Source organism: Streptomyces sp. WMMB 322, from assembly GCF_900090145.1.
Classification (GTDB): domain Bacteria; phylum Actinomycetota; class Actinomycetes; order Streptomycetales; family Streptomycetaceae; genus Streptomyces.
This window is the reverse complement of record NZ_FMHI01000004.1, coordinates 366,623-392,626: the sequence shown is the minus strand read 5'-3', so window position 1 is coordinate 392,626 and position 26,004 is coordinate 366,623. Positions and strand designations below refer to the sequence as shown.

Annotated in this window: 23 protein-coding genes; 7 read left to right on the top strand and 16 right to left on the bottom strand. The window is 73.0% G+C overall.

What is annotated here, in order from left to right; translation table 11 throughout:
- Window positions 1-18 precede the first annotated feature (18 nt).
- The 9 genes from H180DRAFT_RS09735 to H180DRAFT_RS09695 all read right to left on the bottom strand — a co-directional run bounded on the left by H180DRAFT_RS09735 (window position 19) and on the right by H180DRAFT_RS09695 (window position 12,220).
- Window positions 19-690, bottom strand: coding sequence for a GntR family transcriptional regulator (locus H180DRAFT_RS09735; RefSeq protein ID WP_055485564.1), 672 nt, complete (start codon window positions 688-690; stop codon window positions 19-21).
- 131 nt (window positions 691-821) lie between these two features.
- A complete protein-coding gene (locus H180DRAFT_RS09730) occupies window positions 822-1,355 on the bottom strand; it encodes a P-loop nucleotide/nucleoside kinase family protein (protein WP_055485563.1) in 534 nt (177 codons plus the stop codon).
- Window positions 1,356-1,802: 447 nt separating this feature from the next.
- A complete protein-coding gene (locus H180DRAFT_RS09725) occupies window positions 1,803-2,834 on the bottom strand; it encodes an ArsR/SmtB family transcription factor (protein ID WP_055485562.1) in 1,032 nt (343 codons plus the stop codon).
- 204 nt (window positions 2,835-3,038) lie between these two features.
- On the bottom strand, window positions 3,039-4,793 hold the full coding sequence (gene sucB, locus H180DRAFT_RS09720) for a 2-oxoglutarate dehydrogenase, E2 component, dihydrolipoamide succinyltransferase (RefSeq protein ID WP_055485561.1): 1,755 nt from the start codon (window positions 4,791-4,793) through the stop codon (window positions 3,039-3,041).
- Between the two features lie 103 nt (window positions 4,794-4,896).
- A complete protein-coding gene (gene lpdA, locus H180DRAFT_RS09715; RefSeq protein WP_055485560.1) occupies window positions 4,897-6,285 on the bottom strand; it encodes a dihydrolipoyl dehydrogenase in 1,389 nt (462 codons plus the stop codon).
- 334 nt (window positions 6,286-6,619) lie between these two features.
- Window positions 6,620-8,188 carry a leucyl aminopeptidase gene (locus tag H180DRAFT_RS09710; protein ID WP_055485559.1) on the bottom strand — a complete coding sequence of 523 codons (1,569 nt, stop codon included), beginning with the start codon at window positions 8,186-8,188 and terminating at the stop codon, window positions 6,620-6,622.
- 213 nt (window positions 8,189-8,401) lie between these two features.
- Window positions 8,402-9,172, bottom strand: coding sequence for an adenosylcobinamide-GDP ribazoletransferase (cobS, locus tag H180DRAFT_RS09705; protein WP_055485657.1), 771 nt, complete (start codon window positions 9,170-9,172; stop codon window positions 8,402-8,404).
- Window positions 9,173-9,774: 602 nt separating this feature from the next.
- The gene (locus tag H180DRAFT_RS09700; protein ID WP_055485558.1) at window positions 9,775-10,896 is read right to left on the bottom strand and encodes a nicotinate-nucleotide--dimethylbenzimidazole phosphoribosyltransferase; all 1,122 of its coding nucleotides are present in this window, start codon (window positions 10,894-10,896) and stop codon (window positions 9,775-9,777) included.
- Window positions 10,897-11,002: 106 nt separating this feature from the next.
- Window positions 11,003-12,220 (bottom strand): bifunctional adenosylcobinamide kinase/adenosylcobinamide-phosphate guanylyltransferase, encoded by a 1,218-nt coding sequence (locus H180DRAFT_RS09695; RefSeq protein ID WP_055485557.1) that lies wholly within the window; start codon window positions 12,218-12,220, stop codon window positions 11,003-11,005.
- A gap of 536 nt (window positions 12,221-12,756) precedes the next feature.
- Between H180DRAFT_RS09695 and H180DRAFT_RS09690 the strand changes: the two genes are divergently transcribed.
- Window positions 12,757-12,984 (top strand): hypothetical protein, encoded by a 228-nt coding sequence (locus H180DRAFT_RS09690; RefSeq protein ID WP_055485556.1) that lies wholly within the window; start codon window positions 12,757-12,759, stop codon window positions 12,982-12,984.
- A 195-nt stretch (window positions 12,985-13,179) separates the two neighbouring features.
- On the opposite strand, the gene H180DRAFT_RS09685 is transcribed toward H180DRAFT_RS09690, so the two are convergent.
- Both H180DRAFT_RS09685 and H180DRAFT_RS09680 read right to left on the bottom strand, forming a co-directional pair.
- Window positions 13,180-13,896 carry a class I SAM-dependent methyltransferase gene (locus H180DRAFT_RS09685; protein ID WP_254665945.1) on the bottom strand — a complete coding sequence of 239 codons (717 nt, stop codon included), beginning with the start codon at window positions 13,894-13,896 and terminating at the stop codon, window positions 13,180-13,182.
- Between the two features lie 82 nt (window positions 13,897-13,978).
- Window positions 13,979-14,578, bottom strand: coding sequence for a DUF3043 domain-containing protein (locus tag H180DRAFT_RS09680; protein WP_055485554.1), 600 nt, complete (start codon window positions 14,576-14,578; stop codon window positions 13,979-13,981).
- 426 nt (window positions 14,579-15,004) lie between these two features.
- On the opposite strand from H180DRAFT_RS09680, the gene H180DRAFT_RS09675 reads away from it, so the two are divergent.
- The 4 genes from H180DRAFT_RS09675 to H180DRAFT_RS09660 all read left to right on the top strand — a co-directional run bounded on the left by H180DRAFT_RS09675 (window position 15,005) and on the right by H180DRAFT_RS09660 (window position 18,624).
- Window positions 15,005-15,793: a PspA/IM30 family protein gene (locus H180DRAFT_RS09675; protein ID WP_254665944.1), complete on the top strand. Its 789-nt coding sequence runs from the start codon at window positions 15,005-15,007 to the stop codon at window positions 15,791-15,793.
- Between the two features lie 106 nt (window positions 15,794-15,899).
- Window positions 15,900-16,178: a PspA-associated protein PspAA gene (locus H180DRAFT_RS09670; RefSeq protein WP_055485553.1), complete on the top strand. Its 279-nt coding sequence runs from the start codon at window positions 15,900-15,902 to the stop codon at window positions 16,176-16,178.
- Between the two features lie 200 nt (window positions 16,179-16,378).
- Window positions 16,379-17,908, top strand: a complete 1,530-nt coding sequence (locus H180DRAFT_RS09665; protein WP_074466709.1) for a sensor histidine kinase — start codon at window positions 16,379-16,381, stop codon at window positions 17,906-17,908.
- Window positions 17,905-18,624 carry a response regulator gene (locus H180DRAFT_RS09660; RefSeq protein WP_055485552.1) on the top strand — a complete coding sequence of 240 codons (720 nt, stop codon included), beginning with the start codon at window positions 17,905-17,907 and terminating at the stop codon, window positions 18,622-18,624. Before H180DRAFT_RS09665 ends, H180DRAFT_RS09660 begins: the two co-directional genes overlap by 4 nt.
- A 103-nt stretch (window positions 18,625-18,727) precedes the next feature.
- Here the strand turns inward: H180DRAFT_RS09660 and H180DRAFT_RS09655 are convergent, their stop codons facing one another.
- Together H180DRAFT_RS09655 and nadA are read right to left on the bottom strand one after the other, a co-directional pair.
- Complete coding sequence (locus tag H180DRAFT_RS09655) at window positions 18,728-19,027, bottom strand: hypothetical protein (protein WP_055485551.1); 300 nt, start codon at window positions 19,025-19,027, stop codon at window positions 18,728-18,730.
- A gap of 10 nt (window positions 19,028-19,037) precedes the next feature.
- Complete coding sequence (gene nadA / locus H180DRAFT_RS09650) at window positions 19,038-20,225, bottom strand: quinolinate synthase NadA (protein ID WP_107097606.1); 1,188 nt, start codon at window positions 20,223-20,225, stop codon at window positions 19,038-19,040.
- Between the two features lie 251 nt (window positions 20,226-20,476).
- Between nadA and H180DRAFT_RS09645 the strand changes: the two genes are divergently transcribed.
- Window positions 20,477-20,830 (top strand): HesB/IscA family protein, encoded by a 354-nt coding sequence (locus tag H180DRAFT_RS09645; protein WP_055485549.1) that lies wholly within the window; start codon window positions 20,477-20,479, stop codon window positions 20,828-20,830.
- Between the two features lie 160 nt (window positions 20,831-20,990).
- On the opposite strand, the gene H180DRAFT_RS09640 is transcribed toward H180DRAFT_RS09645, so the two are convergent.
- Both H180DRAFT_RS09640 and H180DRAFT_RS09635 read right to left on the bottom strand, forming a co-directional pair.
- The gene (locus H180DRAFT_RS09640) at window positions 20,991-22,640 is read right to left on the bottom strand and encodes a hypothetical protein (RefSeq protein ID WP_055485548.1); all 1,650 of its coding nucleotides are present in this window, start codon (window positions 22,638-22,640) and stop codon (window positions 20,991-20,993) included.
- A 174-nt stretch (window positions 22,641-22,814) separates the two neighbouring features.
- On the bottom strand, window positions 22,815-23,048 hold the full coding sequence (locus H180DRAFT_RS09635) for a hypothetical protein (RefSeq protein ID WP_055485547.1): 234 nt from the start codon (window positions 23,046-23,048) through the stop codon (window positions 22,815-22,817).
- A 138-nt stretch (window positions 23,049-23,186) separates the two neighbouring features.
- Between H180DRAFT_RS09635 and H180DRAFT_RS09630 the strand changes: the two genes are divergently transcribed.
- Entirely contained in the window at window positions 23,187-24,161 is a 975-nt protein-coding gene (locus H180DRAFT_RS09630; protein ID WP_055485546.1) for a carbohydrate kinase family protein, read from the top strand.
- 99 nt (window positions 24,162-24,260) lie between these two features.
- Here H180DRAFT_RS09630 and H180DRAFT_RS09625 read toward each other — a convergent pair whose 3' ends face one another.
- Window positions 24,261-25,742, bottom strand: a complete 1,482-nt coding sequence (locus H180DRAFT_RS09625; protein ID WP_055485545.1) for a cysteine desulfurase/sulfurtransferase TusA family protein — start codon at window positions 25,740-25,742, stop codon at window positions 24,261-24,263.
- Window positions 25,743-26,004 lie beyond the last annotated feature (262 nt).

Here is a 26,004-nt window from a genome sequence, read left to right as displayed (position 1 = left end):
CGGCCGGCGCTCAGGGGCTCAGGCCGCGGCTCCCGTTCCGCCGCCGTCCCGCGGCGCCGGCGCGCAGCCCATGACATGCGCCTTGACGAGTTCCGCGATGCGCGGATCGCGGCGGCGGAAGGCCTCCATGACCGCCTCGTGCTCCTCCGCGTACGACTGCTGCACCGTCCCCAGCCAGCGGATCGACAGCGCCGTCCACACCTCGATGCCCAGCGACTCCCAGGTGTGCAGCAGCACGCTGTTGCCGGCCGCCCGCACCATCTCCCGGTGGAAGGCGACGGTGTGCCGCACCTGGGCCTCACCGTCGCCGGCGCGGTCCGCCTCGTACAGCGCGGCCACGTGCGGGGCTAGCGCGGAGGCGTCTCCCGCCAGCCGGGGTGCCGCGAGCTCCGCGGCGATCTGCTCCAGCCCGGCGCGCACCGGGTAGATCTCCTCCAGATCGGCCGCCGACAACTCCCGTACCCGCACGCCCTTGTTGGTCGCCGACTCGATCAGCCGCAGCGTCTCCAGTTCGCGCAGCGCCTCCCGCACCGGCGTCTGGCTGACCTCCAGCTCCACGGCGATCCGCCGTTCCACGATCCGCTCACCGGGCTTCCACCGGCCGCTGACGATGCCGTCCACGATGTGCTCGCGGATCTGCTCGCGCAGCGAGTGCGCCAGCGGCCGGGACGGGGACGGAGTCGAGGTCACGGGAGCGGGTCCTTCCTGGGGCGGTCCGGGAGGCCGGAGGTGCGAGCGGTCTCGTCGGGGCGGTGCTTCGACGATACGACCCCGCAGGTTACGGGCGCGCCGGCCGGGGGCCACGATCCGTGAGGGTTTCGTCACGAAACCCAGCCCGTCGCGGCCACCACCTCCCGCGCGATCCCCACGACGGAGCGGCCGTCGATCGCCACCCGCACGGTGTCCGCAGGCACCCGCTCGTCGAGCAGCCGGGCCTTGTGGCGGCTGGAGCGCAGCGCGTCCTCCAGCTCGGATCCGCGCTCGCGCTCCGTCAACCGTTCTGTCGCCGCTCCGTCGGAGGCTGTCAGCAGGATGCGCACGATGCGTACGTCCGCACCCATGGCGCGCTGGAAGAGGGCTCCCGTCTCCGGCATGACGCTGAGGGTGTTGGTGTAGATCAGACGGCGGCAGCCGAGCTCGGCGTAGTTGGCCCAGACGGCCGTCAGATTGCGCTCGACGATTCCCGTACGGTGCGGGTCGCCGACGGGTGCGGGATGCAGATGCCCCATGAAGTCCCCCTCGATGAGGGCGTGTTGCACCCCGGCGGCACGCAGCAGTACCGAAACCTCCCACGCGACCGTTGACTTGCCCACTCCGGCACGGCCTCCGATGAGGAGCGCTTCGGGGTTGTCCATCGCAGCAGCATGCCCGCCCGCGCCCGTCCCACGCGACCGGCGTGCGACCCGCCCTCCCGGCCCGGCCCGCAGCGAAGGATGCGCCGCATGGCGCCAACTCGCCCCGCCGGTACGTGCGTTGTGCCATCTGACCTGTGTGTTGTGCCTGTGGCTTCATCTGCGTGGCCGAGAGGCCGTATTGGAGGCACAGTCCTTGGCGTGCAGGGCGTGCTCCGCCCTGGGCATGGGGGGACAGCAAGGAGAGATCCGGGCGGCGCCCGGGTCTGCCTCTGTCGGGGCGGCCGTCGGCCGTGAACGGCGAGCAACTCCGGTCACGGCCGCCCGAGGGCGCCCCCGCCTGCCCGCAACCGCAGGCGGGGGGCTTGCTGTCCGGGGCTGCCGGCTGCCGGCTGCCCGCTGCCGCTGCGCGGGCGGCGTGCGCTCACGCGTTCCGACGCCGCGCCGCCGTCACATGTTTCCCGAGTCCGCCGACTGCTGCCGCAGCAGCGCGCCCCCTGCCGGACTGAGCTGGTGGAAAACGCTGTTGGCGTGCCGGTGACTGACGATGAGCCCGGCGTCCCGCAGCACCGCGGCGTGCTGGCTCGCGGCCGAGGGCGAGATGCCGACGCGGCGGGCGAGTTCGGTCGTGTTCGGGACGGTGGCCGTGGCACGCAGCACTTCCGCGCGCGTCCTGCCCAGCAGCCGCGCGAGGGCGTCACCGGAGGGCGAGGGCTCAGCGGCCCCGTGCGGGACGAGGGACATCCACCGCGCGTCCCGGTCCAGGGGATACAGGACCGTGGGCGGCAGTTCGGGGTCGGCCAGCGGCACCGGACGGTTCCAGAGGAACTGGGACGGCACCAGCAGCAGTCCCCGCCCCCGCAGATGCAGGTCGCGGTCGACCGGGTGCCCGGGTATCTCCAGCACGGGCGGCCGCCAGCGCATCGCGGGACGGAAGCTCGCCAGCAGGCCCTGCGCGCCGTCCGCTCCGCCCGTGTGCAGTGCGCGGACGCGCAGCGCGCGGTCGGCGGCCGCGCGCCGCCGGATCGCCTCCCAGTACGGCGTCAGTGCCCGGGCGTGGTAACCGGAGATCATCTCCCCGAGGTGCCTGCGGGCGTGCGGGGACCGGTCCGTCAGGTCCTGGGCCCAGCCCGGGGCGCCGACGCGCGAGTGCAGGACGGCCAGTTCGCGCGAGATGCGCTCGCGCGGCGTGGCGACGACGGCCTCGATGCCTTCCTCCAGACCCAGCAGTCCCTCGGGCGGGGTGAGGAAGTCCGGGAAGTAACTGGCGTCGGGCACGAGCGACATCAACTGCCGTACGTCGTCGGTTCGTCCGTGCCCCCGCAGGCCGGCCCGGACGCGGCGGCGCCAGTCAGCGAACGGCAGCCTGCCGTACCGGGCCCGGAGCATGTGCAGGCTGAAGACCGTCTCCCAGAGCGGATCGGGGCCCTCCGCGACGTGTGTGCGCGCGAGGTCGGTACCCGTGAAGTGGATGCGCAGCATGGGGGGTTCTCCGGTGTTTTGTGCCGGACCCAGATCGTACGCGTGGACGCCCCGCTCCCGGGTGCCCTTTCCGCAAGCGGCCCTGCGCCTCCCGCCTGCCCAGGCGCTCGGCCGCGCGGGAGGCCGGACTGCAATGCGGCGACGGCCCCGCACGGAGCAGCCGGAGCTGTCCGTGCGGGGCCGTCCCGGGCCTTCAGCGGTGGGTCACAGACCCAGTTCGCCCTCGAACTCGCCTGCTTCCAGGCGGGCCTTGACGTCGCTGAGGTAGCGCGCGGCGTCCGCGCCGTCGACCAGCTGGTGGTCGTAGGACAGGGTCAGGTAGACCATGTCGCGGATGGCGATCGTCTCGCCCAGCTCCGGGTGGTCGACGACCATCGGACGGCGTACCGTCGCGCCGATGCCGAGCTCCGCGACCTGCGGGTAGTTCACGATGACCGTGTCGAACAGCGCACCGCGCGAACCGGTGTTGCTGATCGTGAACGTGCCGCCGGACATGTCGTCCGGGCCCAGGCCGCCCTCGCGGACCTTCTTCGCCAGCTCCGCCGTCTTGCGCGCGATGCCCGCGAGGTTGAGGTTGCCCGCCTCCTTGATGACGGGGACCATCAGGCCCTTCTCGGAGTCCACCGCGATGCCGATGTTCTCGACGTCGTGGTAGGTGATCGTGCCGTCGTCGTTGAGCCGCGAGTTGACGGACGGGTGCGCCTTGAGCGCTTCCGCCGCCGCCTGCACGAAGAACGGCATCGGGGAGAGCTTGACGCCCTCCCGGGCCGCGAAGGCGTCCTTGGCGCGCGCCCGGAGCCGCATCACGCGCGTGACGTCGACCTCGACCACGGTGGACAGCTGCGCCTGGTTGTGCAGCGCCTTCATCATGTTCTCCGCGATCACCTTGCGGATACGCGGCATCTTCACCGTCTGGCCGCGCAGCGGAGAGGGCTCCAGCTTCGGCGACCTGGGGGCCGTCGGCGCACCCGCTGCCGCGGCGGCCGGAGCCGGTGCGGCAGCCTTGGCGGCCTCCGCCGCGGCGGTGACGTCCTGCTTGCGGATGCGGCCGCCGACGCCCGAGCCCTTGACGGTGCTCAGGTCGACGCCCTGCTCGTTGGCCAGCTTGCGCACGAGCGGGGTGACGTACGCGCCGTCGGACTCGCTGACGGCGGGAGCGGCGGGAGCGGCAGGAGCGGCAGGAGCGGCGGGAGCGGGAGCCGGTGCGGGCTTCGGCGCCGCGGGTGCGGGAGCCGGGGCCTGCTGAGCTGGCTGCGCCTTCGGCGCGGGGGCGGGCTCGGCCGGCTTCGCCGGTTCGGGCTGCGGCTCGGCTGCCGGCTCCGGCCGGGCGGCCGGTGCCTCGGCCGCCGGCGCCGTGGCGGCGCCGGCGCCGATCACGGCCAGCTTCGCGCCGACCTCGGCGGTCTCGTCCTCGCCGACGACGATCTCGAGCAGCGTTCCGGCGGCGGGCGCCGGGATCTCGGTGTCGACCTTGTCGGTGGAGACCTCGAGCAGCGGCTCGTCGGCCTCCACTTCCTCGCCGACCTGCTTCAGCCAGCGGGTGACGGTGCCCTCGGTGACGGACTCGCCCAGCGCGGGAAGGACCACGTCCGTGCCCTCCGCCGAGCCGCCGCCCCCGCCGCCTGCAGGAGCCGGCTCGGCCGGCTTCGCCGGTTCGGGCTGCGGCTCGGCTGCCGGCTCCGGCTGAGCGGCCGGTGCCTCGGCCGCCGGCGCAGGGGAGCCCCCGTCGTCGATCACGGCCAGTTCGGCGCCGACCTCGACCGTCTCGTCCTCGGCGACCTTGATGGAAGAGAGCGTTCCGGCGGCGGGCGCCGGGATCTCGGTGTCGACCTTGTCGGTGGAGACCTCGAGCAGCGGCTCGTCGGCCTCCACTTGCTCACCCTCGGCTTTCAGCCAGCGGGTGACGGTGCCCTCGGTGACGCTCTCGCCGAGCGCCGGCAGGGTTACGGAAACCGCCATGGTTTCGGTTGCTCCTAACGGAATGGTGCGGATGCGGTAAGCGCCCGGACTCTTCCCCTACTGCCGTGCCCCCTCGCTTGGCGGGGGCCAGGGGAGGCCTTGATCAGTCGTGGGAGTGCAGAGGCTTCCCCGCGAGGGCCAGGTGGGCCTCGCCGAGCGCCTCGCTCTGTGTGGGGTGAGCGTGGATGAGCTGCGCGACCTCGGCCGGCAGCGCCTCCCAGTTGTAGATGAGCTGGGCCTCGCCCACCTGTTCGCCCATCCGGTCACCGACCATGTGGACGCCCACCACAGCACCATCGCGGACCTGGACCAGTTTGATCTCGCCCGTGGTGTTGAGGATCTTGCTCCTGCCGTTGCCGGCGAGGTTGTACTTGAGGGTGACGACCTTGTCGGCACCGTAGATCTCCTTGGCCTTCTCCTCGGTGACGCCGACGGAGGCGACCTCCGGGTGGCAGTACGTCACCCGCGGAACGCCGTCGTAGTCCACCGGCACCGGGTTCAGTCCGGCCAGCCGCTCCGCGACGAGGATGCCCTCGGCGAAGCCGACGTGCGCGAGCTGCAGCGTCGGGATGAGGTCACCCACCGCCGAGATCGTCGGCACGTTGGTGCGGCAGTACTCGTCGGCGAGGACGAACCCGCGGTCCATGGCGACCCCGGCCTCCTCGTAGCCGAGGCCCTGCGAGACGGGGCCGCGGCCGATGGCGACGAGCAGCACCTCCGCCTCGTACTCCTTGCCGTTGGCCAGGCTGACCTTCACGCCGTCGTTCGTGTACTCGGCCTTCTCGAAGAAGGAGCCGAGCGAGAAGGAGATGCCGCGCTTGCGGAACGCGCGCTCCAGCAGCTTGGAGCTGTTCTCGTCCTCGGCGGGAACGAGGTGGGGGAGGCCCTCGACGATCGTCACGTCCGTGCCGAACGACTTCCAGGTGGAGGCGAATTCGACGCCGATGACGCCGCCGCCCAGGACGATCGCGGACTCCGGGACGCGGTCCATGACCAGCGCGTGTTCGGAGGAGATGATGCGGTTGCCGTCGATCTCCAGCCCGGGAAGCGACTTGGGGACCGAGCCGGTCGCCAGGAGGATGTGCCGGCCCTCGTAGCGCTGCCCGTCGACGTCGACGGACGTGGCGGACGACAGCCGGCCCTCGCCCTCGACGTAGGTGATCTTGCGGGAGGCGACGAGTCCCTGGAGGCCCTTGTACAGCCCCGAGACCACGCCGTCCTTGTACTTGTGCACCCCGGCCATGTCGATGCCCTCGAAGGAGCTCTTCACGCCGTACTTCGCACCCTCGCGGGCCTGGTCGGCCAGTTCGCCGGCGTGCAGCAGTGCCTTGGTGGGGATGCAGCCCCGGTGCAGACAGGTGCCGCCCAGCTTGTCCTTCTCGATCAGGGCGACGTCCAGACCCAGCTGCGCCCCGCGCAGGGCAGCGGCATAGCCGCCGCTACCGCCTCCGAGGATCACTAGGTCGAAAACGGTGCTGGCGTCGTTCGCCACGTCACGTCCTCCATGCATGGGTACGCCGGAGCCGGCCTGGTTCCAGACCGGGCGGCTGTATTGCGGCCGCTGTACTGCTCGGCCCTGGATTCGGCTTGGTGAAGCCGCGCTGGGGCCCTGTCCTGCCGGGAACCCATCTTCGCACTTGTCGGCACGATGCGGGACGCGGGGCCGTGTACCCGGCGGTACGGCCACGATCGCTCTCGGCGAACCGGGCCGTACCGACGGGCGACTGCACGACGTACCCCTCGAATACGGCGGGAAGTGTGACGATGCTCACGCGCCCGGAACGCACTCGCGGGGAGAGGGAGAAACCGGCGAACGCCGGGCTGCCTCAAGGAAGCTCGCCCGCCGCGGCACGCTCGGCGAGACGCACCAGCGTGCGCACTCCGGAACCGGTGCCGCCCTTGGGGGTGTAGCCGAAGGGGCCGGAGTCGTTGAACGCGGGCCCCGCGATGTCGAGATGAGCCCAGAGGACGTCCTCGTCGACGAACTCGTTGAGGAACAGGCCCGCGACGAGGCCGCCGCCCGGACGTTCGCCGATGTTGGAGATGTCGGCGACGGGGGACTCCAGGCCCTTGCGCAGATGCGTCGGCATCGGCATCGGCCAGGACGCCTCGCCCGCCTGCTCCGCCAGTTCGTGCACGGTGCTGCGGAAGTCGTCGCTGTTGCTGAGGACGCCGAAGGTGCGGTTCCCCAGCGCCACCATCATCGCGCCGGTGAGGGTCGCGATGTCGACGATGGCGTCCGGCGACTCCTCGCCCGCGCGGGTCAGCGCGTCCGCGAGCACCAGCCGCCCCTCGGCGTCGGTGTTGAGGACCTCGACGGTCTTGCCGCTGTACATGTGCAGCACGTCACCCGGACGAGTGGCCGACCCGGACGGCATGTTCTCGGCCAGCGCCAGCCAGCCGGTGACGTTGACGCGCAGGCCGAGCCGCGCGGCCGAGACCACGGCCGCGAAGACGGCGGCGGCGCCGCTCATGTCGCACTTCATCGTCTCGTTGTGGCCGACGGGCTTGAGGGAGATGCCGCCCGAGTCGTAGGTGATGCCCTTCCCGACGAGGGCGACGGTCTTCTGCGCCTTGGGGTGCGTGTGGGAGATCCGCACCAGACGCGGCGGGTTCTCCGAGCCCTTGCCGACTCCGAGGATGCCGCCGTAGCCGCCCTTGGCGAGCGCACCCTCGTCGAGCACCTCGATGTCGAGGCTGTGCTGCTTGGCGGCCTCCCTCGCGTGGTCGGCGAAGACGGCCGGAGTGAGGTCGTTCGACGGGGTGTTGACCAGGTCGCGGGCGCGCACCACCTCGGCGGCCAGCACCTCGGCCCGCTCGGCGGCGGCCTTGTGCGCCTTGTCCCGGGGCTTCGCGCCGACGACGGTGATCTCGGCGAGCGGCGCGCTCGCGGCCGCCTTGTCCTTCTTCTCCCCGGAGGCGCCGCCCTTCCTGCCGTTCTTGCGGCCCTCTGCGGAGCTGCGGTAGGCGGAGAAGGAGTACGCGCCGAGCAGTGCACCCTCGGCGACGGCGCCCACCCCAGCCGGGTCGTCGACGGGCAGGGCGAACGCGGCCTTCTTCGTGCCGGCCAGGGCCCGCGCCGCCGTTCCCGCGGCGCGGCGCAGCGTCTCCAGGCCGAAGGACTCGTGCTTGCCGGGTGCCTCGCCCAGGCCGACGGCCAGCACCACCGGCGCCTTGAGCCCCGCGGCCGGCGCCGGGAGCTTCGTGGTCTCGCCCTCGTTGCCGCTCGCACCGAGCGCGTCCAGGGTCGCGGCGAGCTTCCCGCCGTACGCCTTGTCCACGGCCTCGCCGCCGGGAGCGACGACTGGGCCCTTGGCGCCCTTGGCGACGCCGATGACGAGCACGTCCGCGCGCTGGGTCGTGGCGGACGAAGTGCTGAGAGTCAGAGCAGACACGGTGAGAGGGACCTTCTTCCTGTTCGGACGCCGGAGCGCCGGATCGCCGGATACGGGTGAACGGCTCCCGGCACATCGGGCATCGTATGCCCGCACAACACCGGTTGTGCGGGAGACCTTACGGCCACCGCGACGGTCAACACCGGGCCCCGGTGCGGGTACTGAGGGCCGGCCCGGCGGGCGGGCCGCAGGCCGGGCGGTGCACCGGGTGGTTCAGCCGAAGGCCAGCACGACCAGCGTCACCGTGGCCGCGCACTCCGCGAGCGCACCGAAGACGTCGCCGGTGACGCCGCCGAGACGGCGGCGGCAGTGGCGCAGCAGAAGCTCCGCGACGGCCAGTCCGAGCACCACCGCGAAGAGGTACGACACAGCGCCGAAGAGGGGGTTCCACCAGCCCACGACCGCGCCCGCGGCGGCGCTCAGCACGGCGACCGACGCGGCGACGACCACGGCCGTGCGCACCGGAACCGTTCCGGCGACGAACGAGCCGAGCCCTTCCGGACGGGCGGCGGGAACACCCGAACGAGCTGCGAGGGTGAGCGCCGTGCGCGCGGTGACGGCCGAGACGATGACGGCGAGTGCGCCGGAGGCCCAACCCCCTTGGTCGTAGAGCTCGTTGAGGACCGCGATCTGTGCCGGCAGTACGAGGACGAGGGTGACCACGCCGAACGGGCCGATGTCCGGCTGCTTCATGATCCGCAAGGCGTCCTCGGCGGGCTTGGCGCTCCCCAGGCCGTCCGCGACGTCGGCGAGGCCGTCGAGGTGCAGCGCCCGCGTGAGCACGGCGGGCACGGCCACGGAGACGACGGCGGCGAGCAGCGAGGACGTGCCGAGCAGCAGCATCAGCAGGCCCGCGACGGCGGCGGTGAGGCCGACGAGCAGACCCGCGAGCGGAGCCCACTCCATCCCGCGCCGTGCCGAATCGCGGTCCCAGCGTGGCACGTTCACGGGGAGGACGGTGAACGTGCCGAGAGCGAAGCGGATGCCGTCCTCGGCGGAGGCGGCCGCATCGGCGGCCTTGCCGGTGCTGTTGCCCGAGCCGTTGCCGGAGCCCTTGCGGCCGTCGTCGCCGGCCGGGTCCGCGGTCCCACGGGTGTCCTCCTCGCGGGGGGCCTCGTGGGGCTTCTCCTCGCGGGGCGCACGGGATTCGCCGGGTTCGCGGGTCCGGCCCTCGTGGTCCCGGGGCCCGCCGGGCCCGCCGGGCTGTCCGGGGTCGTCCGGGGGAGTGGTGTCCATCGGAACGCAGGCTAGCGCTTCACGCTCCGCAGCGGCACCGCCCGTGCGCGACGAGGCGAGGCCCGCGCTCAGGCGCACCGCGGTTGCCGGAGTCGGCCGGCCCGGCCGGCATTCCCCGGGCTGCCGCTCCGGAAGGCGCGGCGGGACGCCCGGGCAGAGGCCCGGCCGTCGGGCCGGCCCCGTCGGTGCGCGTCGTCCCCCGGTTGCTGTCAACTCGTCCCCGGCGCCGCAGAGTTCGCAGGTCCGCCGGTCCTGCACGCCGCCCCGCGTACCCGGTTGACCGGGAGAGGTTCACCGAAGGCGGCTCGCGGACCGGGCGAGCGGGATGCGGGCCCGGCACCGGTGAGCGTTCAAGTCACGTCCAGCGCCGGGGGGTTGGCCCCGTCGGAGTATCCGTCGTCCTTCTTCTCGTCCTCGGCGTCCTCCGACACGGGCAGCCGCGCCGCGAGTTCGGCCGCCGCCTGCACCATCGGCAGGGCCAGCAGAGCGCCTGTGCCGCCGCCCACCTCGACGCGCTGTTCGAGCAGCGGATCGAGGGCCATGCGGTCGAGCGCCTTCGCCTGCGCGGGCTCGCTGCTCGCATGCCCGGCGATCCACCAGTCGGGGGCCCGGAAGGCCACCCGCTGCGCGACGAGCGCGCACGCCGCGGTGACGACGCCGTCGAGCACGACGGGCGTGCGGCGTACCGCGGACTGGAGCAGGAAACCCGTCATGGCCGTCAGGTCGGCGCCCGCGACCGCGGCCAGCAGCTCCAGCTGATCACCCAGTACGGGCCGCGCGCGGCGCAACCCGTCCCTGACGGCGGCGCACTTGCGCATCCACGTCAGGTCGTCGATCGCGCCGCCGCCCCGGCCGGTGACGACGGACGCGTCCGTTCCGCACAGCGCCGCGATGAGCGTCGCCGCGGCCGTCGTGCCGCCGACGGACAGATCGCCGAGAACGACGAGGTCCGTGCCCGCGTCCGCCTCCTCGTCCGCGACGGCCGTCCCCGCGCGGAAGGCCGCCTCGGCCTCCGGCCCGGTCAGCGTGTCCTCGCTGTCGAGGCGGCCCGAGGAGCGGCGCACCCGGTGCCGGGTCACCTCTTCGGGCAGTTCCGACGGGTCGCAGTCGAGCGCCATGTCGACGATCCTGACCGGGACTTCGAGCCTGCCGGCGAGGATCGCGGCGGGCGTCGTGCCCTCGAGCGTCTCCCGTACGAGCGTGTGCGCGGTACCGGCAGGGCGGGACGAGACGCCCAGCGAGGCCACACCGTGATCGCCCGCGAAGACCACGAGCCGCGGCTGCCGCAACGGTTCGACGGGCACCCGTCCCTGAGCCGCCGTCAGCCACTCACCGAGCTCGTCGAGCCTGCCCAGCGCCTCGGCCGGCAGGCCCGTCCGCGCCCTTCGCTCCTCGGCGTCCCGGCGCAGGCCGCCGTGCGGGCGCTCGATGAGATCGGAGAAGTCGTCCAGGTCCAGGGTGCGGTCAGTCATGTAGGCGAAGGTTACGGCACGGCACCCGTGCGTACGGCGGTGCGGTGCGTACGCGCAACAGGGGCCGTGCCGGTGTGCCGCGGCTCCGCCGGAGGGGCCCGTGCCGTCAGCCGCGCAGCGGCTGCGCGATCCCGGCGGTCACCAGCAGTACGTGCTCGCACTCGCCGGCGAACTCCGTGTTCAGACGGCCCAGTTCGTCGCGGAAGCGGCGCCCGGACGACGTTTCGGGGACGATGCCCGACCCGACCTCGTTGCTCACCGCGACCACGGTCCGACGGGTTCCGCGCAGCGCCGAGACGAGCGCCGAGACCCGCTCCCTGAGCATGCGCGAACCGATGGTGGCCCAGCGCTGGTCGTCCCAGGCGCCCACGGTGTCCATCGCGTCCGTCAGCCACAGGGCGAGACAGTCGATGAGCAGCGGCGGGCCCGGCTCCTCCAGCAGCGGCACCAGATCGCAGGTCTCGGTGGTGCGCCAGGAGGGGGGACGCCGTTCCTTGTGCGCGGTGATCCGGGCCGCCCACTCGGAATCGCCTTCGCGGGTGCCGCCGGTCGCCACGTAGACGACGCCGGGGAAGGAAGCCAGCCGCTGCTCCGCCTCGACGGACTTCCCGGAACGGGCCCCGCCGAGTACGAGCGTGCGGCGCGGAATCTCGGGGACGTCCGGGTAGTCGCCGACGACGAGCGTCGTCCCGTCCGGTTCGGCGTGCGCTCCCGCAGCGGCGAGGCGCCGGCGCAGCTCGGGGCCCGGCGGCACGTCGTGATCGATGTGGACCGCGACGACGTCGGTGGCCGGGCCGACCGCACCCGCCTCGCGCAGCCGGGCGAGCGCCTCGGGGCGGCCGAGCACGTCGAGCAGCACCATGTCGTAGGGGGCGGAGACCGGTTCGCGCCCTTCCTCGAGACCTGCCGGCGCAGCCCGCGGCGGCAGGTAGAGGAGGCGTTCTCCGCCGGGCGCGGTCACCTGGTAGCCGGTGCCGGGCGCGTCCAGGGCGAGGGCACGCACGCGGTGGCCGCTGATGAGCGCGAGCTCCTGCCGCTCGGCGACACGCAGCGGCGCGGGCAGCCCCGCGGGGAACTCCGTGGCGGGGCCTTCGTGCGGGTGCGTGAGCAGCACCTGACGTACGCCCTGCAGCGACCGTCCCGCACGGGCGGCGGCCAACGCGGGACCGGGGGTGAGGTCGAGGAGCAGCGTGCTGTCGACGAGAACGGCCGTGGCCGCGCGCGTGTTCGTACGGCCCCTGGCGCAGGCGGCGCACACGGCGCACGGGCAGTCGGTGCGGGGGAGACCGGAAGGGGCTCCGGTGCCGAGCAGTGTGAGTTCCACCCCCCGATCGTCTCGTGCGCGGTCGGCGCCCGCTCGCTCAGGACCGAGGAGTGTCCGACCGGTCCGTCCCCCGGCTGCCGCTGGGAAGGCGCCCCCAGGTGCGCGGTGGCTTGCACGCGCCCCCGGCCTTCGGCCGGCGGGTGCCCCCACGGCGCCCCTGGGCCTTCGGCCGGCGGGTGCCCCCCGCGCTGCGTCGTCGTTCGTCGGCGCAGCCCTCCTGTGGCTTCGCCGGGGTCGGGTCTCCCCGGCGGAGCCACGGGGAAGTGCCCCAGCGCCCCCTGCCCCTGGGGCCGGCGGGCCCGGGTATCCGCCGGCCCGGGTACCCCCACCTGGGCCTGGCGGCGGGAGGCAGTCGTACCTGGCCTGGCGGCGCGGGAGGTGCCCCCACCTTCCGCCCTGCGATCGCACGCACCAGCTACCGCGCCCCCTGCCCTGCTGGGGCCCCGCCCGGGCCGCCGGGCACAGGGGAGGGACGACGCCATTCGTCGGACACCCCTTAGTCTGCGGGCAGCAGCAGTCGATCTCGGGAGGCATTCATGGCGTGGACGTGGCGGTTCGAGAAGGCCGACGGATCGGAGACCGAACCCGCCGTGGCGCCCGAGGAGTTCCCCACTCAGGGGGACGCCGAGTCCTGGATCGGCGAGGTCTGGAAGGACCTGCTCCAGGGCGGCACCGACCAGGTGACCCTGCTGGAGGACGGCAGCAAGGTCTACGGCCCCATGAGCCTGCACGCCGAGGAAGGCTACGAGGGCGAGAACGTGTAGCGGCCGGACGCGGCGGGCCGTGGCCGGGACCCGGCCACGGCCCGCCCCGCAGCAAGGGTCCTCGACCCCCGGGTGACCGAGTGCGGGGCCGCCGGTGCCCAGGAGCGGGACGAGCGGATCGGAGCGGGAGCCGCCCCGGTGTCCGCCGCCCGCGCGTCCGCCGTCTCCGGCCGCCGTCGGGGCGTCCCCGGGCGGTCAGCCGCCGCGCACCCCGCAGATGTGCAGCATCGACGCCACGGAACGGTACGGATCGAGGCGCCCCGCGCGTTCCTCCACGGCGAGCATCCGCTCCGCCTTCTCCTCCTCGGCCGGGCAGTGGCTGCCGAATATCCCCACGCCGTACCACTCCCGCAGCGGCGTGCCGATCCCGGCCAGCCCCCTGGAGAGGGTCTCCAGACGCAGCGTGCTGCCTGTCCGTTCCGGGAAGTCGAGCGCGGCCAGCGCCGCGTCCCAGTCGCCGGCCCGGCCGGGATGCATGGCCAGGGCCGCGTCGTTGCGTATCAGCAGGGACATCAGTCCGCCGGGCGCCAGCACACGGGCGAGACCGGCCAGGGTGGTGCCGGGACTGGACGCCTGGAGCAGTCCGTCGTGGCACATCACCACGTCGAAGGCACCGGGCCGGAAGTGTGCGCCGGTGTCCTCGCTCCCGCCGGTCACGAGCCGCACACGCCCGCGTGTCTCCTCCGGCTCCTCGGCGAGGTCCTTCTCGAAGAGTTCACGCAGATCGGGATCGGACTGAAGGCCGGTGACCGTGTGGCCCGCGCGCGCCAGCCTCAGCGCCTGGACACCGCGGCCGAGCCCGACGTCGAGCACACGCAGCCGCCGTTCGGAGTCGAACGCGGCCGATATCTGTTCGTCGAGCTGGCGGGCCAGGAGCCGCTGCGCCGGCTGTCCGGGATCAGTCAGGTCCACGGCGCACCCGCGGCACATCGACGGCGTTCCGCCGGGCCCGGGGCGGCGCACACGAGGGCGCCCCGGCCTCCCCGCCGCCCGTTCAGGGCTTCTCGCCGCGTGCGACCTGCGGCTTGGGCAGGCGCATCTTGCGCAGCTGGAGCGTACGCATCAGCGCGTAGGCGACGGCGCCGCGCCTGGACTCGTCCGGGAAGCGCTCCCGCAGGTCCCTCTTGAGCCGGAAGCCGAGCCCGATCGAGTCCAGCACGATCATCACGATCACGAACAGCCAGAGCAGGAGCGAGATGTTCTTCAGCTGGAGCGAGGGCATCATGCTCAGCACCAGGATGATCACGGCGATCGGCAGGAAGAACTCCGCGACGGACCACCGCGAGTCCACGTAGTCGCGGGCGTAGCGCCGTACGGGGCCCTTGTCACGCGCGGGCAGATAGCGCTCGTCGCCGCTTGCCAGCGCCTCACGCTGGCGGCTCATGGCGCTGCGGCGCGCCTCGCGCTGCCGCTTGGCGGCCTCCCTGCGGTTGGACGGTGCCTTCGCGAGCGTGCGGCGCTGCGACTGGGCCTCGCTGCGCTTGGGCGTCGGCCGGCCCTTGGGAGCCTGCGGGTCACGGGTCTGCTGGGGCTCGGCGGCGGTCACCTTCGCGGTGGGAGCGGCCTGCCCGTCCTTCGAACGGCTTCGGAACACGCCACCAAGCCTACGGTGCGGCGCGGGGGTGCCCCAGAGCTGTGCCGGGAACGATCTCGCAACACCCGTGCCGAGCCGGTGCGCGGCGGGTGCGGCGCCGCTGCGGTCCGCCGGCGCTCCTCCGGCCGCCCCGCCCGGCGATTGCGCTGCGTTGGCCCGGCCCCGCCCGCACCCGCATCCGCACCCGTCCTGCCACGACCGCCACGACCGCGACCACCGGCCGTGAGGCCCTCTCGGGCGGCTGACCACGGGACGCGCCTACTCCTTGCGCCGGAGGCGTCACGCCCCGATCGTCCTTCAGGAGGAGCGCATCCGCGGTCGAACAGTGCGGTAATGGAACCAGGGCCCGTAGTCTTGGGTCTTGAAGGTGTGCTGCTGAGGCTCAGTCCGTTACGAAGGGGGCGCGCGAGGCCCATGAGCGGTGTCATGAAGCGTATGGGAATGATCTTCCGCGCGAAGGCCAACAAGGCCCTGGACCGGGCCGAGGACCCGCGCGAGACGCTCGACTACTCGTACCAGAAGCAGCTCGAGCTGCTTCAGAAGGTGCGCCGCGGGGTCGCCGACGTGGCAACGTCCCGCAAGCGCCTGGAGCTGCAGATGAGCCAGCTCCAGGGCCAGTCCACCAAGCTGGAGGAGCAGGGCAAGAAGGCCCTCGCGCTGGGACGCGAGGATCTGGCCCGCGAGGCGCTCTCCCGCCGTGCCGCGCTCCAGCAGCAGGTCACGGACCTGGAGTCGCAGCACCAGACGCTGCAGGGCGAGGAGGAGAAGCTGACGCTCGCCTCCCAGCGGCTTCAGGCGAAGGTGGACGCCTTCCGCACGAAGAAGGAGACCATCAAGGCCACCTACACGGCCGCGCAGGCTCAGACGCGCATCGGCGAGGCCTTCTCCGGCATCTCCGAGGAGATGGGCGACGTCGGCATGGCCATCCAGCGTGCCGAGGACAAGACGGCGCAGCTGCAGGCCCGCTCGGGCGCGATCGACGAGCTGCTCGCCTCCGGCGCCCTCGAGGACCCCTCCGGCATGGCGAAGGACGACATCACCGCCGAGCTGGACAGGCTCTCCGGTGGTTCGGACGTCGAGCTGGAGCTTCAGCGGATGAAGGCCGAGCTGGCCGGCGGCTCGGACAGCGGCGGGCAGCAGGCCATCGAGGGCGGCACCGGCACCGGGCAGACCGAGGACCGGCAGTCCCAGGACACCCCGAAGTTCGAGAAGTAGCGGCCGGAAGGAAGCCCGGGGCGGTGCCGCGACGAGCGGCAGCCCCGGCTCCGAGGAGCAGTGACACCGAGATGCAGCTGAGGGCCCGCGCCAGAAGGAGAGCGGCATGATCGTACGGATCATGGGAGAAGGCCAGGTGAAGCTGGAGGACAGCCACTTCGCCGAGCTGAACAAGCTGGACGACGAGCTGCTCTCCGAGATGGAGACGGGCGACGAGGAGGGCTTCCGCCGCACGTTCACGGCGCTCCTCAACGCGGTGCGGACGATGGGCTCGCCCCTGCCCGACGACGTGCTGGAGCCCTCGGAGCTGATCCTGCCCGCGCCGGAAGCATCCCTCGAGGAAGTACGGGAGATGCTCACCGACGGGGGCCTCATCCCCAACTGACCCTCCGGACCGGCCGGTCCGCGGAGCGCTCGGGGCGGGCAGCCGGAGGGCGACGGGGCCCGGGCCCACGGCCCGTCCGGCCCCTCCGGTGCCCTCGCCGGACCCGGCCCGGCAGGCCGAGCCGGCGGACCGGGCAGGCGTGCCGGCACCCTCGACGCTTCCGGCCCGTCCGGCAGGCCTGAGCAACAGATGAGCCCCCAATGACGCCGAAGCCCTCAGCAGGCACCTTGAGCGAAGTGCGGCAGTGGATGCAGACGCATCCCTACGCAGTGGACGCACTCATCGCCGTGGGTGCTTTCGCGGCGATCCTGCTCGGCGCGGGCGCGCGAGCCTCCGGCCACGACATCAGCCCCGCCTTCGTCCGGCGCGCGATCGCCCCGCAGACGGTCCTGCTTGCGGCCCTGGCCTGCGGTGTGCTGGTGCTCCGCCGCCGTGCGCCGATGCCGGTGCTGTGCATCACCGCCCTGGTCACCGTCGTCGGCCTGGTGGTCGACCCGCGCGTGGGCGCCCCGTCCGGAGGTCACCGCGCGCCGATCGTGATCGCCGCGATCATCGCGCTGTACACGGTCTCCAACCGCACGGACCGGGTCACGAGCGTCCGCGTCGGCGCCGTGACCGTGGCGGTGCTCACGGCCGCGGGCATGCTGCTGGGCAGCCGCCCCTGGTACGCGCAGGACAACCTCGCCACCTTCGCGTGGACCGGGCTGGCCGCTGCCGCCGGGGAGGCGGTGCGCAGCCGCCGCGCGTTCGTCGACGCCATACGGGAGCGCGCCGAGCGGGCCGAGCGCACCCGGGAGGAGGAGGCGAGGCGACGCGTGGCCGAGGAGCGCATGCGCATCGCCCGCGAGCTGCACGACGTCGTCGCCCACCACATCGCGCTCGTCAACGTCCAGGCCGGTGTCGCCTCGCACGTCATGGACCGCAGGCCGGACCAGGCGAAGGAGGCGCTGGCACACGTGCGGGAGGCGAGCCGGCACGCGCTGAGCGAGCTTCAGGCCACGGTCGGCCTGCTGCGTCAGTCCGGGGAGAGCACGGCGCCGACCGAACCGGCGCCGGGGCTGGGCGTCCTGGACGAGCTGGTCGAGGGCTTCACCAGGGCGGGGCTGTCCGTCTCGGTGGACGTCGCGAGGGAGCGGGAGGACGCGCCCGAGCGGGAGGACGCGTCCGAGCGGGAGGACGCGTCCGAGGGGGAGAGCGGGGAAGAGCCCCGGGCCCTGCCGTCGGCTGTGGACCTGACCGCGTACCGGGTCGTGCAGGAGGCGCTGACGAACGTGCAGAAACACGTCGGAGCGGGGGCGCACGCCGAGGTTCGGATCGTCACCCTGCCGGGCCGGCTGGAGATCACCGTCACGGACGACGGTGGAGGCGACGGCGGCGGCGCGGCCCCCGAGGAGGCGACGGCGCCGGCGCCCGCGGCGGAGCAAGGAGCAGCAGATCCCGCTGCCGCCCCCATCCCGGCCCAGGCCCCGTCCCCGGCGGCCGTCGGTGGAGCGGGCGTGCCGGGCGGCGGACACGGCCTGATCGGAATGCGGGAGCGAGCCGCCGCGCTGCACGGGCTGTGTGAGGCGGGTCCACTGCCGGAGGGCGGATTCCGGGTGTTCGTACGACTTCCGCTCCGGCCCCGCGACCGTGCCGACGGCCGCGCCGGTGCCGGGCACGGGGAGGGGCACGAGGCCACGGGCGCGGGCGGCGGGCCGGGCCCCCGGGCCGAGGAGGGCGCGTCGGCATGACGATCCGTGTGGTGCTGGCGGACGACCAGACGCTGCTTCGCAGCGCCTTCCGGGTGCTGGTGGACTCCGAGCCGGACATGGAGGTCGTCGCCGAGGCCTCCGACGGCTCCGAAGCCGTCGACGCAGTACGGGCGACGGACGCCGACGTGGTGCTCATGGACATCCGGATGCCGGGCACCGACGGCATCGCCGCCACCCGGGCGATCACGAACGATCCGTCGCTCGCCGGGGCGCGGGTCGTCATTCTCACCACGTTCGAGGTGGACGACTACGTCGTGCGGGCTCTGCGCGCGGGCGCCTGCGGCTTCCTCGGCAAGGGCGCGGAGCCGGAGGAGCTGCTGGCCGCGATCCGTACGGCCGTCAGGGGCGAGGCCGTGCTGTCACCGGCGGCCACGAAGGGGCTGATCGCCTCCTTCCTGGCGCAGGCGGGCCCGGATGCAGCCACGGAGACGGACGGTGGGGAGAACCCCGGCAACGGGGAGGGGAGCCGGAACGATCAGGGCCCGCTCGACGTGCTCACCGGCCGGGAGCGCGAGGTGCTGACGCTGATCGGCGGCGGTCTCAACAACGAGGAGATCGCGCAGCGGCTGTCCGTCAGCCCGCTCACCGTCAAGACGCACGTCAACCGCACCATGTCGAAACTGGGGGCGCGCGACCGTGCCCGCCTCGTGGTCACGGCGTACGAAAACGGTCTCGTGCGGCCCGGCTCGCACTGAGGAGCCCGCATCCCGGCCCGCTCCGGACGCCTGCGGAAAGCCCCGGAGGGCATGCACGGCGGAGGGCGGCCGCATCCCCGGAGGCACACGTGGCCGCCGGCGGTCATCTGCAGCCGGCCAGGCCGACGTCCACGGCCCTCCCCCTCGGCCTCGCGGCCCGGCTCGGTGGGCACCGGGTGCCGGATCCGCTCCCGGCCGTGTGCGGGCTGCCCGGGTCGCCGCCGCCGGCCGCCCGGAAGACGGGGGCGACGGGCGCGACGGGGGCGACGGGCGCGGGTTCGGCGCCGTGCGGCGCGCGGGTGCCGGCCGAGCCGTCGCCGTGCGGCGCGGCGGAGGACGCCTCGGCCGGCTGCCGCACGGCCTCGGCGTCCTCCTCGGTGTCCCTCACCGGCTGCAGCAGCATCCGCCGCAGATCACGGCAGGTCCAGCATGCGTTCCAGGGCGAGTTTCGCGAACTTCTCGGTCTCCGCGTCCACTTCGATCCTGTTGACGACGTCGCCCTTCACCAGGGACTCCAACGCCCAGACCAGATGGGGCAGATCGATCCGGTTCATCGTCGAGCAGAAGCAGACCGTACGGTCGAGGAAGACGACTTCCTTGTCGGGGGAGTGGCGGGCCGCCAGCCGCCGCACCAGGTTGAGTTCGGTGCCGACCGCCCACTTCGACCCGGCGGGTGCGGCCTCCAGGGTCCGGATGATGTGCTCGGTCGAGCCGACGTGGTCGGCCGCGGCCACGACCTCGTGCTTGCACTCCGGGTGCACCAGGACGTTGACGTCCGGGATGCGCTCGCGCACGTCCCGGACCGAGTCGAGCGAGAAGCGTCCGTGGACCGAGCAGTGTCCGCGCCAGAGGATCATCTTCGCGTCCCGCAGCTGCTGCGCGGTGAGACCGCCGTCCGGCTTGTGCGGGTTGTAGACGACGCAGTCCTCCAGGGACATCCCCAGCTCCCGCACGGCGGTGTTGCGTCCGAGGTGCTGGTCCGGCAGGAAGAGGACCTTGCCGCCGCCGGGCTGCCTCTCCTGCGTCCCGAAGGCCCACTCCAGGGCCCGGCGGGCGTTGGACGAGGTGCAGATCGTGCCTCCGTGCCGGCCCGTGAACGCCTTGATGTCGGCCGAGGAGTTCATGTACGAGACGGGCACGGTGACCTCCGCCACGCCGGCCTCGGTGAGCACGTCCCAGCACTCGGCGACCTGCTCGGCGGTGGCCATGTCGGCCATGGAGCAGCCGGCGGCCAGGTCGGGCAGGACGACCTTCTGCCGGGCGGAGGTGAGGATGTCGGCCGACTCGGCCATGAAGTGCACGCCGCAGAAGACGATGTACTCCGCGTCGGGCCTGGCCGCCGCGTCCCGCGCCAGTTTGAAGGAGTCCCCGGTGACGTCGGCGAATTCGATGACCTCGTCGCGCTGGTAGTGGTGGCCGAGTACGAAGACACGCTCGCCGAGCTCGGCCTTCGCGGCGCGGGCGCGCTCGACGAGGCCGGGGTCCGAGGGGGCGGGGAGCTCCCCGGGGCAATCGACGCCGCGCTCGCTCTTCGGGTCCGCGTCGCGGCCGAGGAGCAGCAGCGCCAGCGGGGTCGGCTGTACGTCCAGTGGGGCGGTCACGGCACCCACCCTTCCTCTTCTCCATCGCCGCAAGCGGCTTTTCGTCTAATTGACGCTATTTATCATAACCGCTTCACGTCACTTTGACGATGCCGTTCGCGTCGATGTGACGCATTCCCAGCCGCTCCGGGCGTGTGCGAGCATGAGGGAGGAGAAGGACGTAGAAAGTACGTGTCCCCCTGGAATGAATCCGGGACGCCGACGGTTGCAGTCGGCAGCAGAGCAGTCCGAACAACCCGGGAGAGAAGCAGATGTCCGTATCGGACGACACCGCTGTGAGCGACGGCATCATCCTGTCCGACGCCGCCGCGGCGAAGGTCAAGAACCTGCTCGAGCAGGAGGGCCGTGACGACCTGGCGCTCCGGGTCGCCGTCCAGCCCGGTGGCTGTTCCGGCCTTCGGTACCAGCTCTTCTTCGACGAGCGCTCGCTCGACGGGGACGTGGTCAAGGACTTCGACGGCGTGAAGGTCGTCACCGACCGGATGAGCGCCCCGTACCTGGGCGGCGCCTCCATCGACTTCGTCGACACCATCGAGAAGCAGGGCTTCACGATCGACAACCCGAACGCGAGCGGCTCCTGCGCCTGCGGCGACTCCTTCAACTGACCAGGACGCCCGGCCGGCTGAACAGGACGAAGGCGGCGGACTCCCCCCACCAGGGGTCCGCCGCCTTCGTCGTTCCCGCCCCCGCGCCTCCATGTCCGTCGGATGTCCTGTCGCCGGAGCCCGGACCGCGCTCACCGACGTCTACCCGCCGATCGCTGGTTCACTTCCGCGGAAGGCTCTCCCCGTCGGTGGCGTCCACCACCTTGCGGTCACCGAGCGGCTTGTCCAGTTCGACCTCGACGGTCTGCCGCTCGGCCATCTTCACGCAGACCTTCTTCGGGTCCGTGTTCTTCGGGCGCACCGTCACCTTCACCGTGCTGCCGGACTCCTCGGCAGTCGCCTCGTATCCGTCGCAGACGCCGCCCCAGAAGGTCAGCTTCACGGTGCGTCCGTCCGCCGCGTAGGACGTGACGGCCTGCCCTGGTGCCGGTCCGGGCTCCTCGGCCCGACCGGAGCCCGGGGCGGATCCGGTGCCGGCACCGGAGTCGGAACCCGGGCCGGCATCGGAGTCGGACCCTGTGCCGGAGCCCGGCTGCGCGGGCCCTGCCGGCTCGAGGTACTCCGGTTCGATCGCGGGGTGGGCGACGCTCGCGGTGTGGTCACCGCCGAACCGCACCTCGTAGATCCATGACGGTACGAGCACGGGCTTGCCGGCGGTGTACCGGGTGACCAGCCCGAACTCCGCACCGGTCACCTTCAGCGCCCTGCGCGGCTTCACTTTTCCGGGCTCCGTCCCGCCGGGCCGTGCAGGCTCGGCCTTTCCGGAATCCGGCTGCCCGGGCCGGCTCTTTCCGGGCTCGCTTTTTCCGGGCTCCGCCCGGTCTTCGGCGGCCCACGGCTCGCGGACCGTGGTGCCCGCAGCCGGGCCGGAGCCCGCGGCCCCCTGTTTGTTGAGGTGCTTCAGGGTCTCCTCCGCCGACATCACCGGGTAGGACGCGCCCTTCCTCAGCTCGCCCAGATTGCCGTGTCCGAGCACGACCTTGCCGTCCTCGTTCACCGTGAACGTGCTGTTCCAGTCCTTGGCCGGCATCCCGCCCACCTCGGGGGTGGCTGTCACCATGCGCAGCGGGCCGGTGGTCACGCCCGCGTCGGTCCGGGCGTCCTCCAGCTTCAGCGTCTTCAGCAGCGGCCGTACGGCGTCCTCGGCCTTCTTCTCCGAGACGGGGTCACCCTTGCCGGAACCCGGCACCGACGAGCAGGAGTTGGGGGCGTCGCCGTTCTCGGGCGGGACGATGCCGGGCTGCGGCACGGTCGGCAGCGGCCTGGCACAGTGCACCGGCCGGTCCGCGGACCGGAATGTCCAATTCCCGGCCATGCGGTCGTCGTTCACGACGAGGGCGGTTCCGCGGGGGGACTCGGCGTCCTCGCCCACGATCCACCGGCCGTCCTTCCGCTGCGGCTTCCCCTTTACACCGAGCGCATCGGCGAGCGCGGCGACGGAGGCCCGCCCGACGTGTGACGGATTGCGGTAGACGGACGCGTTGTCCGGGCCGTCGGGCAGCGCGCCGTTGGCGCGGTAGACCTGCGGGTGAGGTTCGCCCGGTGCGATGCCCGGCCGCTCGCGGTCTCCTTCGCCGCTCCGTCCCGCGGAGGCGAGGCCGTCCAGGGCGAGCCGGGGCGGCTCGGACGCCTTGTCCGCGCCCACGGAGCCCCACTCAGCGGTCGAGGCCCACCACGCGCCCCCGCCGCCGGCCACCAGTACGGCGGCCGCCACCGCGATCACGGGCAGCCGGTGCTTGCGGGCCGGGACGTCCTCTCCGCCGGCGGAAGGGGGCTCCCCACTGGAGGTGGGAGACGGTTCGGTGCTCACGCCATCGCTCCTTCGGCTCCGCCACCCCGTCTCCGCCCCGCCCCTGCCGACGAGTTGGACCGTGGTGGCACACCTGGGACGAAGCAGAGGCCCCGGCGGTTCCCGGGGAGGACGCGAAGCCTCCCCGGGGATCTCGGGGACAGCCGGACGGTCAGCCGCTCGCGGCTCCCGTCCTCACCAGACGCCGTACTCGGACATGCCTTCCAGCATGCGGGCGGACGCCGCCGGAACCCGGACCCCGTGCAGCGCTTCGTGGGAGGCGGCACCGACCGCCGGGACGTCCCTGTCGGCCGGAATGTGCAGGGCCCATGCGGGCTCCGTCCAGTGCGGCGCCATGCGGGCGCAGTCGCCCAGCAGTTCGTCCATCGACTCGGGGTCTGCGGCCGCGTGCCGCGTGAGGTTGCACATGAGTCCGACGCTACGCAGCAGGTGAGGCGCCTGGAAGGCCCTACTATCTGGTAGTTCCGTCCTGTTCGGTTGAGCGGGGGAAGCAGGTAGCGTGATGCTGCCATCCGACAGCGTCCTCCGACAGGAGCAGATTTCGCCGTGCGTATCGCAGTCACCGGCTCCATCGCGAACGACCACCTCATGACGTTCCCCGGCCGGTTCGCCGACCAGTTCGTCGCCGACCAGTTGCACACCGTCTCGCTCTCCTTCCTCGTCGACTCGCTCGAGATCAGGCGGGGCGGCGTGGGCGCCAACATCGCCTTCGGCATGGGGCAGTTGGGAGCGAACCCGATCCTGGTCGGCGCCGCGGGCGAGGATTTCGAGGACTACCGCGCCTGGCTCGAGAGGCACGGGGTGGACACCGAGTCGGTGCACATCTCCGAGCTGCGGCACACGGCCCGCTTCGTGTGCACCACCGACGAGGCCCACAACCAGATCGGCTCCTTCTACACCGGCGCCATGAGCGAGGCCCGCCTGATCGAGCTGCAGACCGTCGCCGAGCGGGTGGGCGGCATCGACCTCGTCTGCATCAGCGCGGACGACCCCGAGGCGATGACCCGGCACACCGAGGAGTGCCGCAAGCGGGGCATTCCCTTCGCGGCGGACTTCTCGCAGCAGATCGCGCGCATGGGGGGCGAGGACATCCGCGAGCTCGTCGAGGGCGCCACGTACCTCTTCTCGAACGAGTACGAGAAGGAGCTCATCGAGACCAAGACGGGCTGGACCGACAAGGAGATACTCGCCAAGGTCGGCACGCGCATCGTCACGCTCGGCGCCAAGGGCGTCCGCATCGAACGCGAGGGCGAGGAGCCCATCGTCGTCGGAGTGCCCAAGGAGAAGGCCAAGGCCGACCCCACGGGCGTCGGCGACGCCTTCCGCGCGGGCTTCCTCTCCGGCCTCGCCTGGGGCGTGAGCCTGGAGCGCGCCGCCCAGGTCGGCTGCATGGTGGCCACCCTCGTCATCGAGACGGTGGGCACGCAGGAGTACGAGCTGAAGCGGGCGCACTTCATGGAGCGCTTCACGGAGCAGTACGGCGAGGAGGCCGCCGCCGAGGTCGCCGCGCACCTGAAGTGACGCGCTGACGGCACCGGTGTCCCGTGGGCGGAGGCGGCGCGCCCCGCCCGCGGGACACGTGTGTCGGGCGGCCGGTCGGGCGGTCGGCCGGTCGGGGGTTCAGCTGAGCCTGCGCACCCTGAACTCGGTGCCGTCGGCGCCCAGATACTCCTGGCCGCGCATCTCGCACCACGCGGGGATGTCGACCCGGGCGGCCTCGTCGTCCGCGAGGACGGAGATCACACCGCCCACCGGCACGCCGCCGATCGCCTTCGCGAGTTCGATCACCGGCAGCGGGCAGAGCGACCCCAGAGCGTCCACCGTCACGTCGGAGGGCGGCCCGGCGGACGACGCGGACGGCCCTCCCTCCGGCTCCCCCTCGTCCTCCGCCCCGTCCCGGTCCTCCGCCCCGTCCCGCGGCTCCTCCCGCTCGTCCTGTTCCTCCCGCTCCGCCGGCGGCCGGCCCGGCGCGCCCAGCTGGCCGCGCACCTCACGTACCGCTTGCGGGAGCACCTCCAGGAAGCGCTCCACGTCCTCCTCCGCCGACGGCCCCGGGACGGGCGGCAGCGACAGGCGGACGTTGCCCTCCGAGAGCACTCCCATCGCGCGCAGCACATGGCTCGGGGTCAGCGTGCTGGACGTGCACGACGAGCCCGAGGAGACCGAGAACGCCAGCCGGTCCAGGGCGTGCAGCAGGGCCTCCCCGTCCACGTACAGGCAGGAGAACGTCACCACGTTCGGCAGGCGCCGCACGGGATCGCCGGCGATCTCGACGTCCGGGACCAGTTCCGGCACCCGCGCACGCACCCTGTCGATCAGTCCGCGCAGCCGGTCCGACGCGGCTTCCGCCTCGGCACGTACGGCGCGCAAGGAGGCCGCCGCGGCCACGATCGCCGGGATGTTCTCGAACCCCGCGGAGCGCCCCGCCTCCCGCTCGTCCACGGGCGGCGGCGCCGCGAAGCGCACGCCCTTGCGGACGGCCAGCAGTCCCACACCGGACGGCCCGCCCCACTTGTGCGCGCTGCCCGTCAGCAGCGACCAGCCCTCGCCGGCCCGGCCCCACGCAAGCGACTGCGCGGCGTCGACGAGGAGCGGGACGCCGGAGACCGCGCACGCCTCGGCCACCTCGGTCACGGGCTGCTCGGTGCCCACCTCGTGGTTGGCGGACTGCAGACAGGCCAGTGCCGTGTCCCCGCCGAGCGCGGCGGCGAAGTCCGCCGCGTCGACCCGCCCCGTACGGTCGACGGGCACCTCGGTCACGGAGCCGCCCGTGGCCTCGTGCGCGGCGGCCGCGTGCAGCACCGCGGAGTGCTCGACGGCCGAGACGACCAGCCGGCGGCCCGCCCGGCGGCGCCCCGTCAGCGCTCCGGCGATGCCGGTGTGCAGGGCACGCGTACCCGAAGAGGTGAAAGCCAGCTCGTCCGGACGGCACCCGACCACCTCGGCGGCCGTCTCGCGTGCGGCGTCCAGCAGCATCCGCGCCCGCCGTCCTTCGCGGTGCAGGCGCGCGGGGTCCGCCCACCCCTCGTCGAGCGAGGCGATCAGCGCCTCTCGGGCGACGGGGTGCAGGGGCACGGAGGACGCGGCATCGAAGTAGGGCACGTGGGAACGCTAACGCGCCGCCGCCGTACGGGGACGGCGGCGCCCGACCAGCCGCGGCAGGGCGCCTGTTGAGAGGCCCGCGGCGCGTTGGGGACCCTCCCGGCGAGGCCCCGAGATCGGTCCAGTAAGGTTTGCCCCGCATAAACATCAAACCCCTGCCCGCGCCAGGGGCCGCGCCCGACCAGCAACGGCCGAGCCGGTATGGGCGGGCGAGACTCTCGGGAAGGCGCTACGTGAGTCCCAACGGCTCCGACCTCCCCCA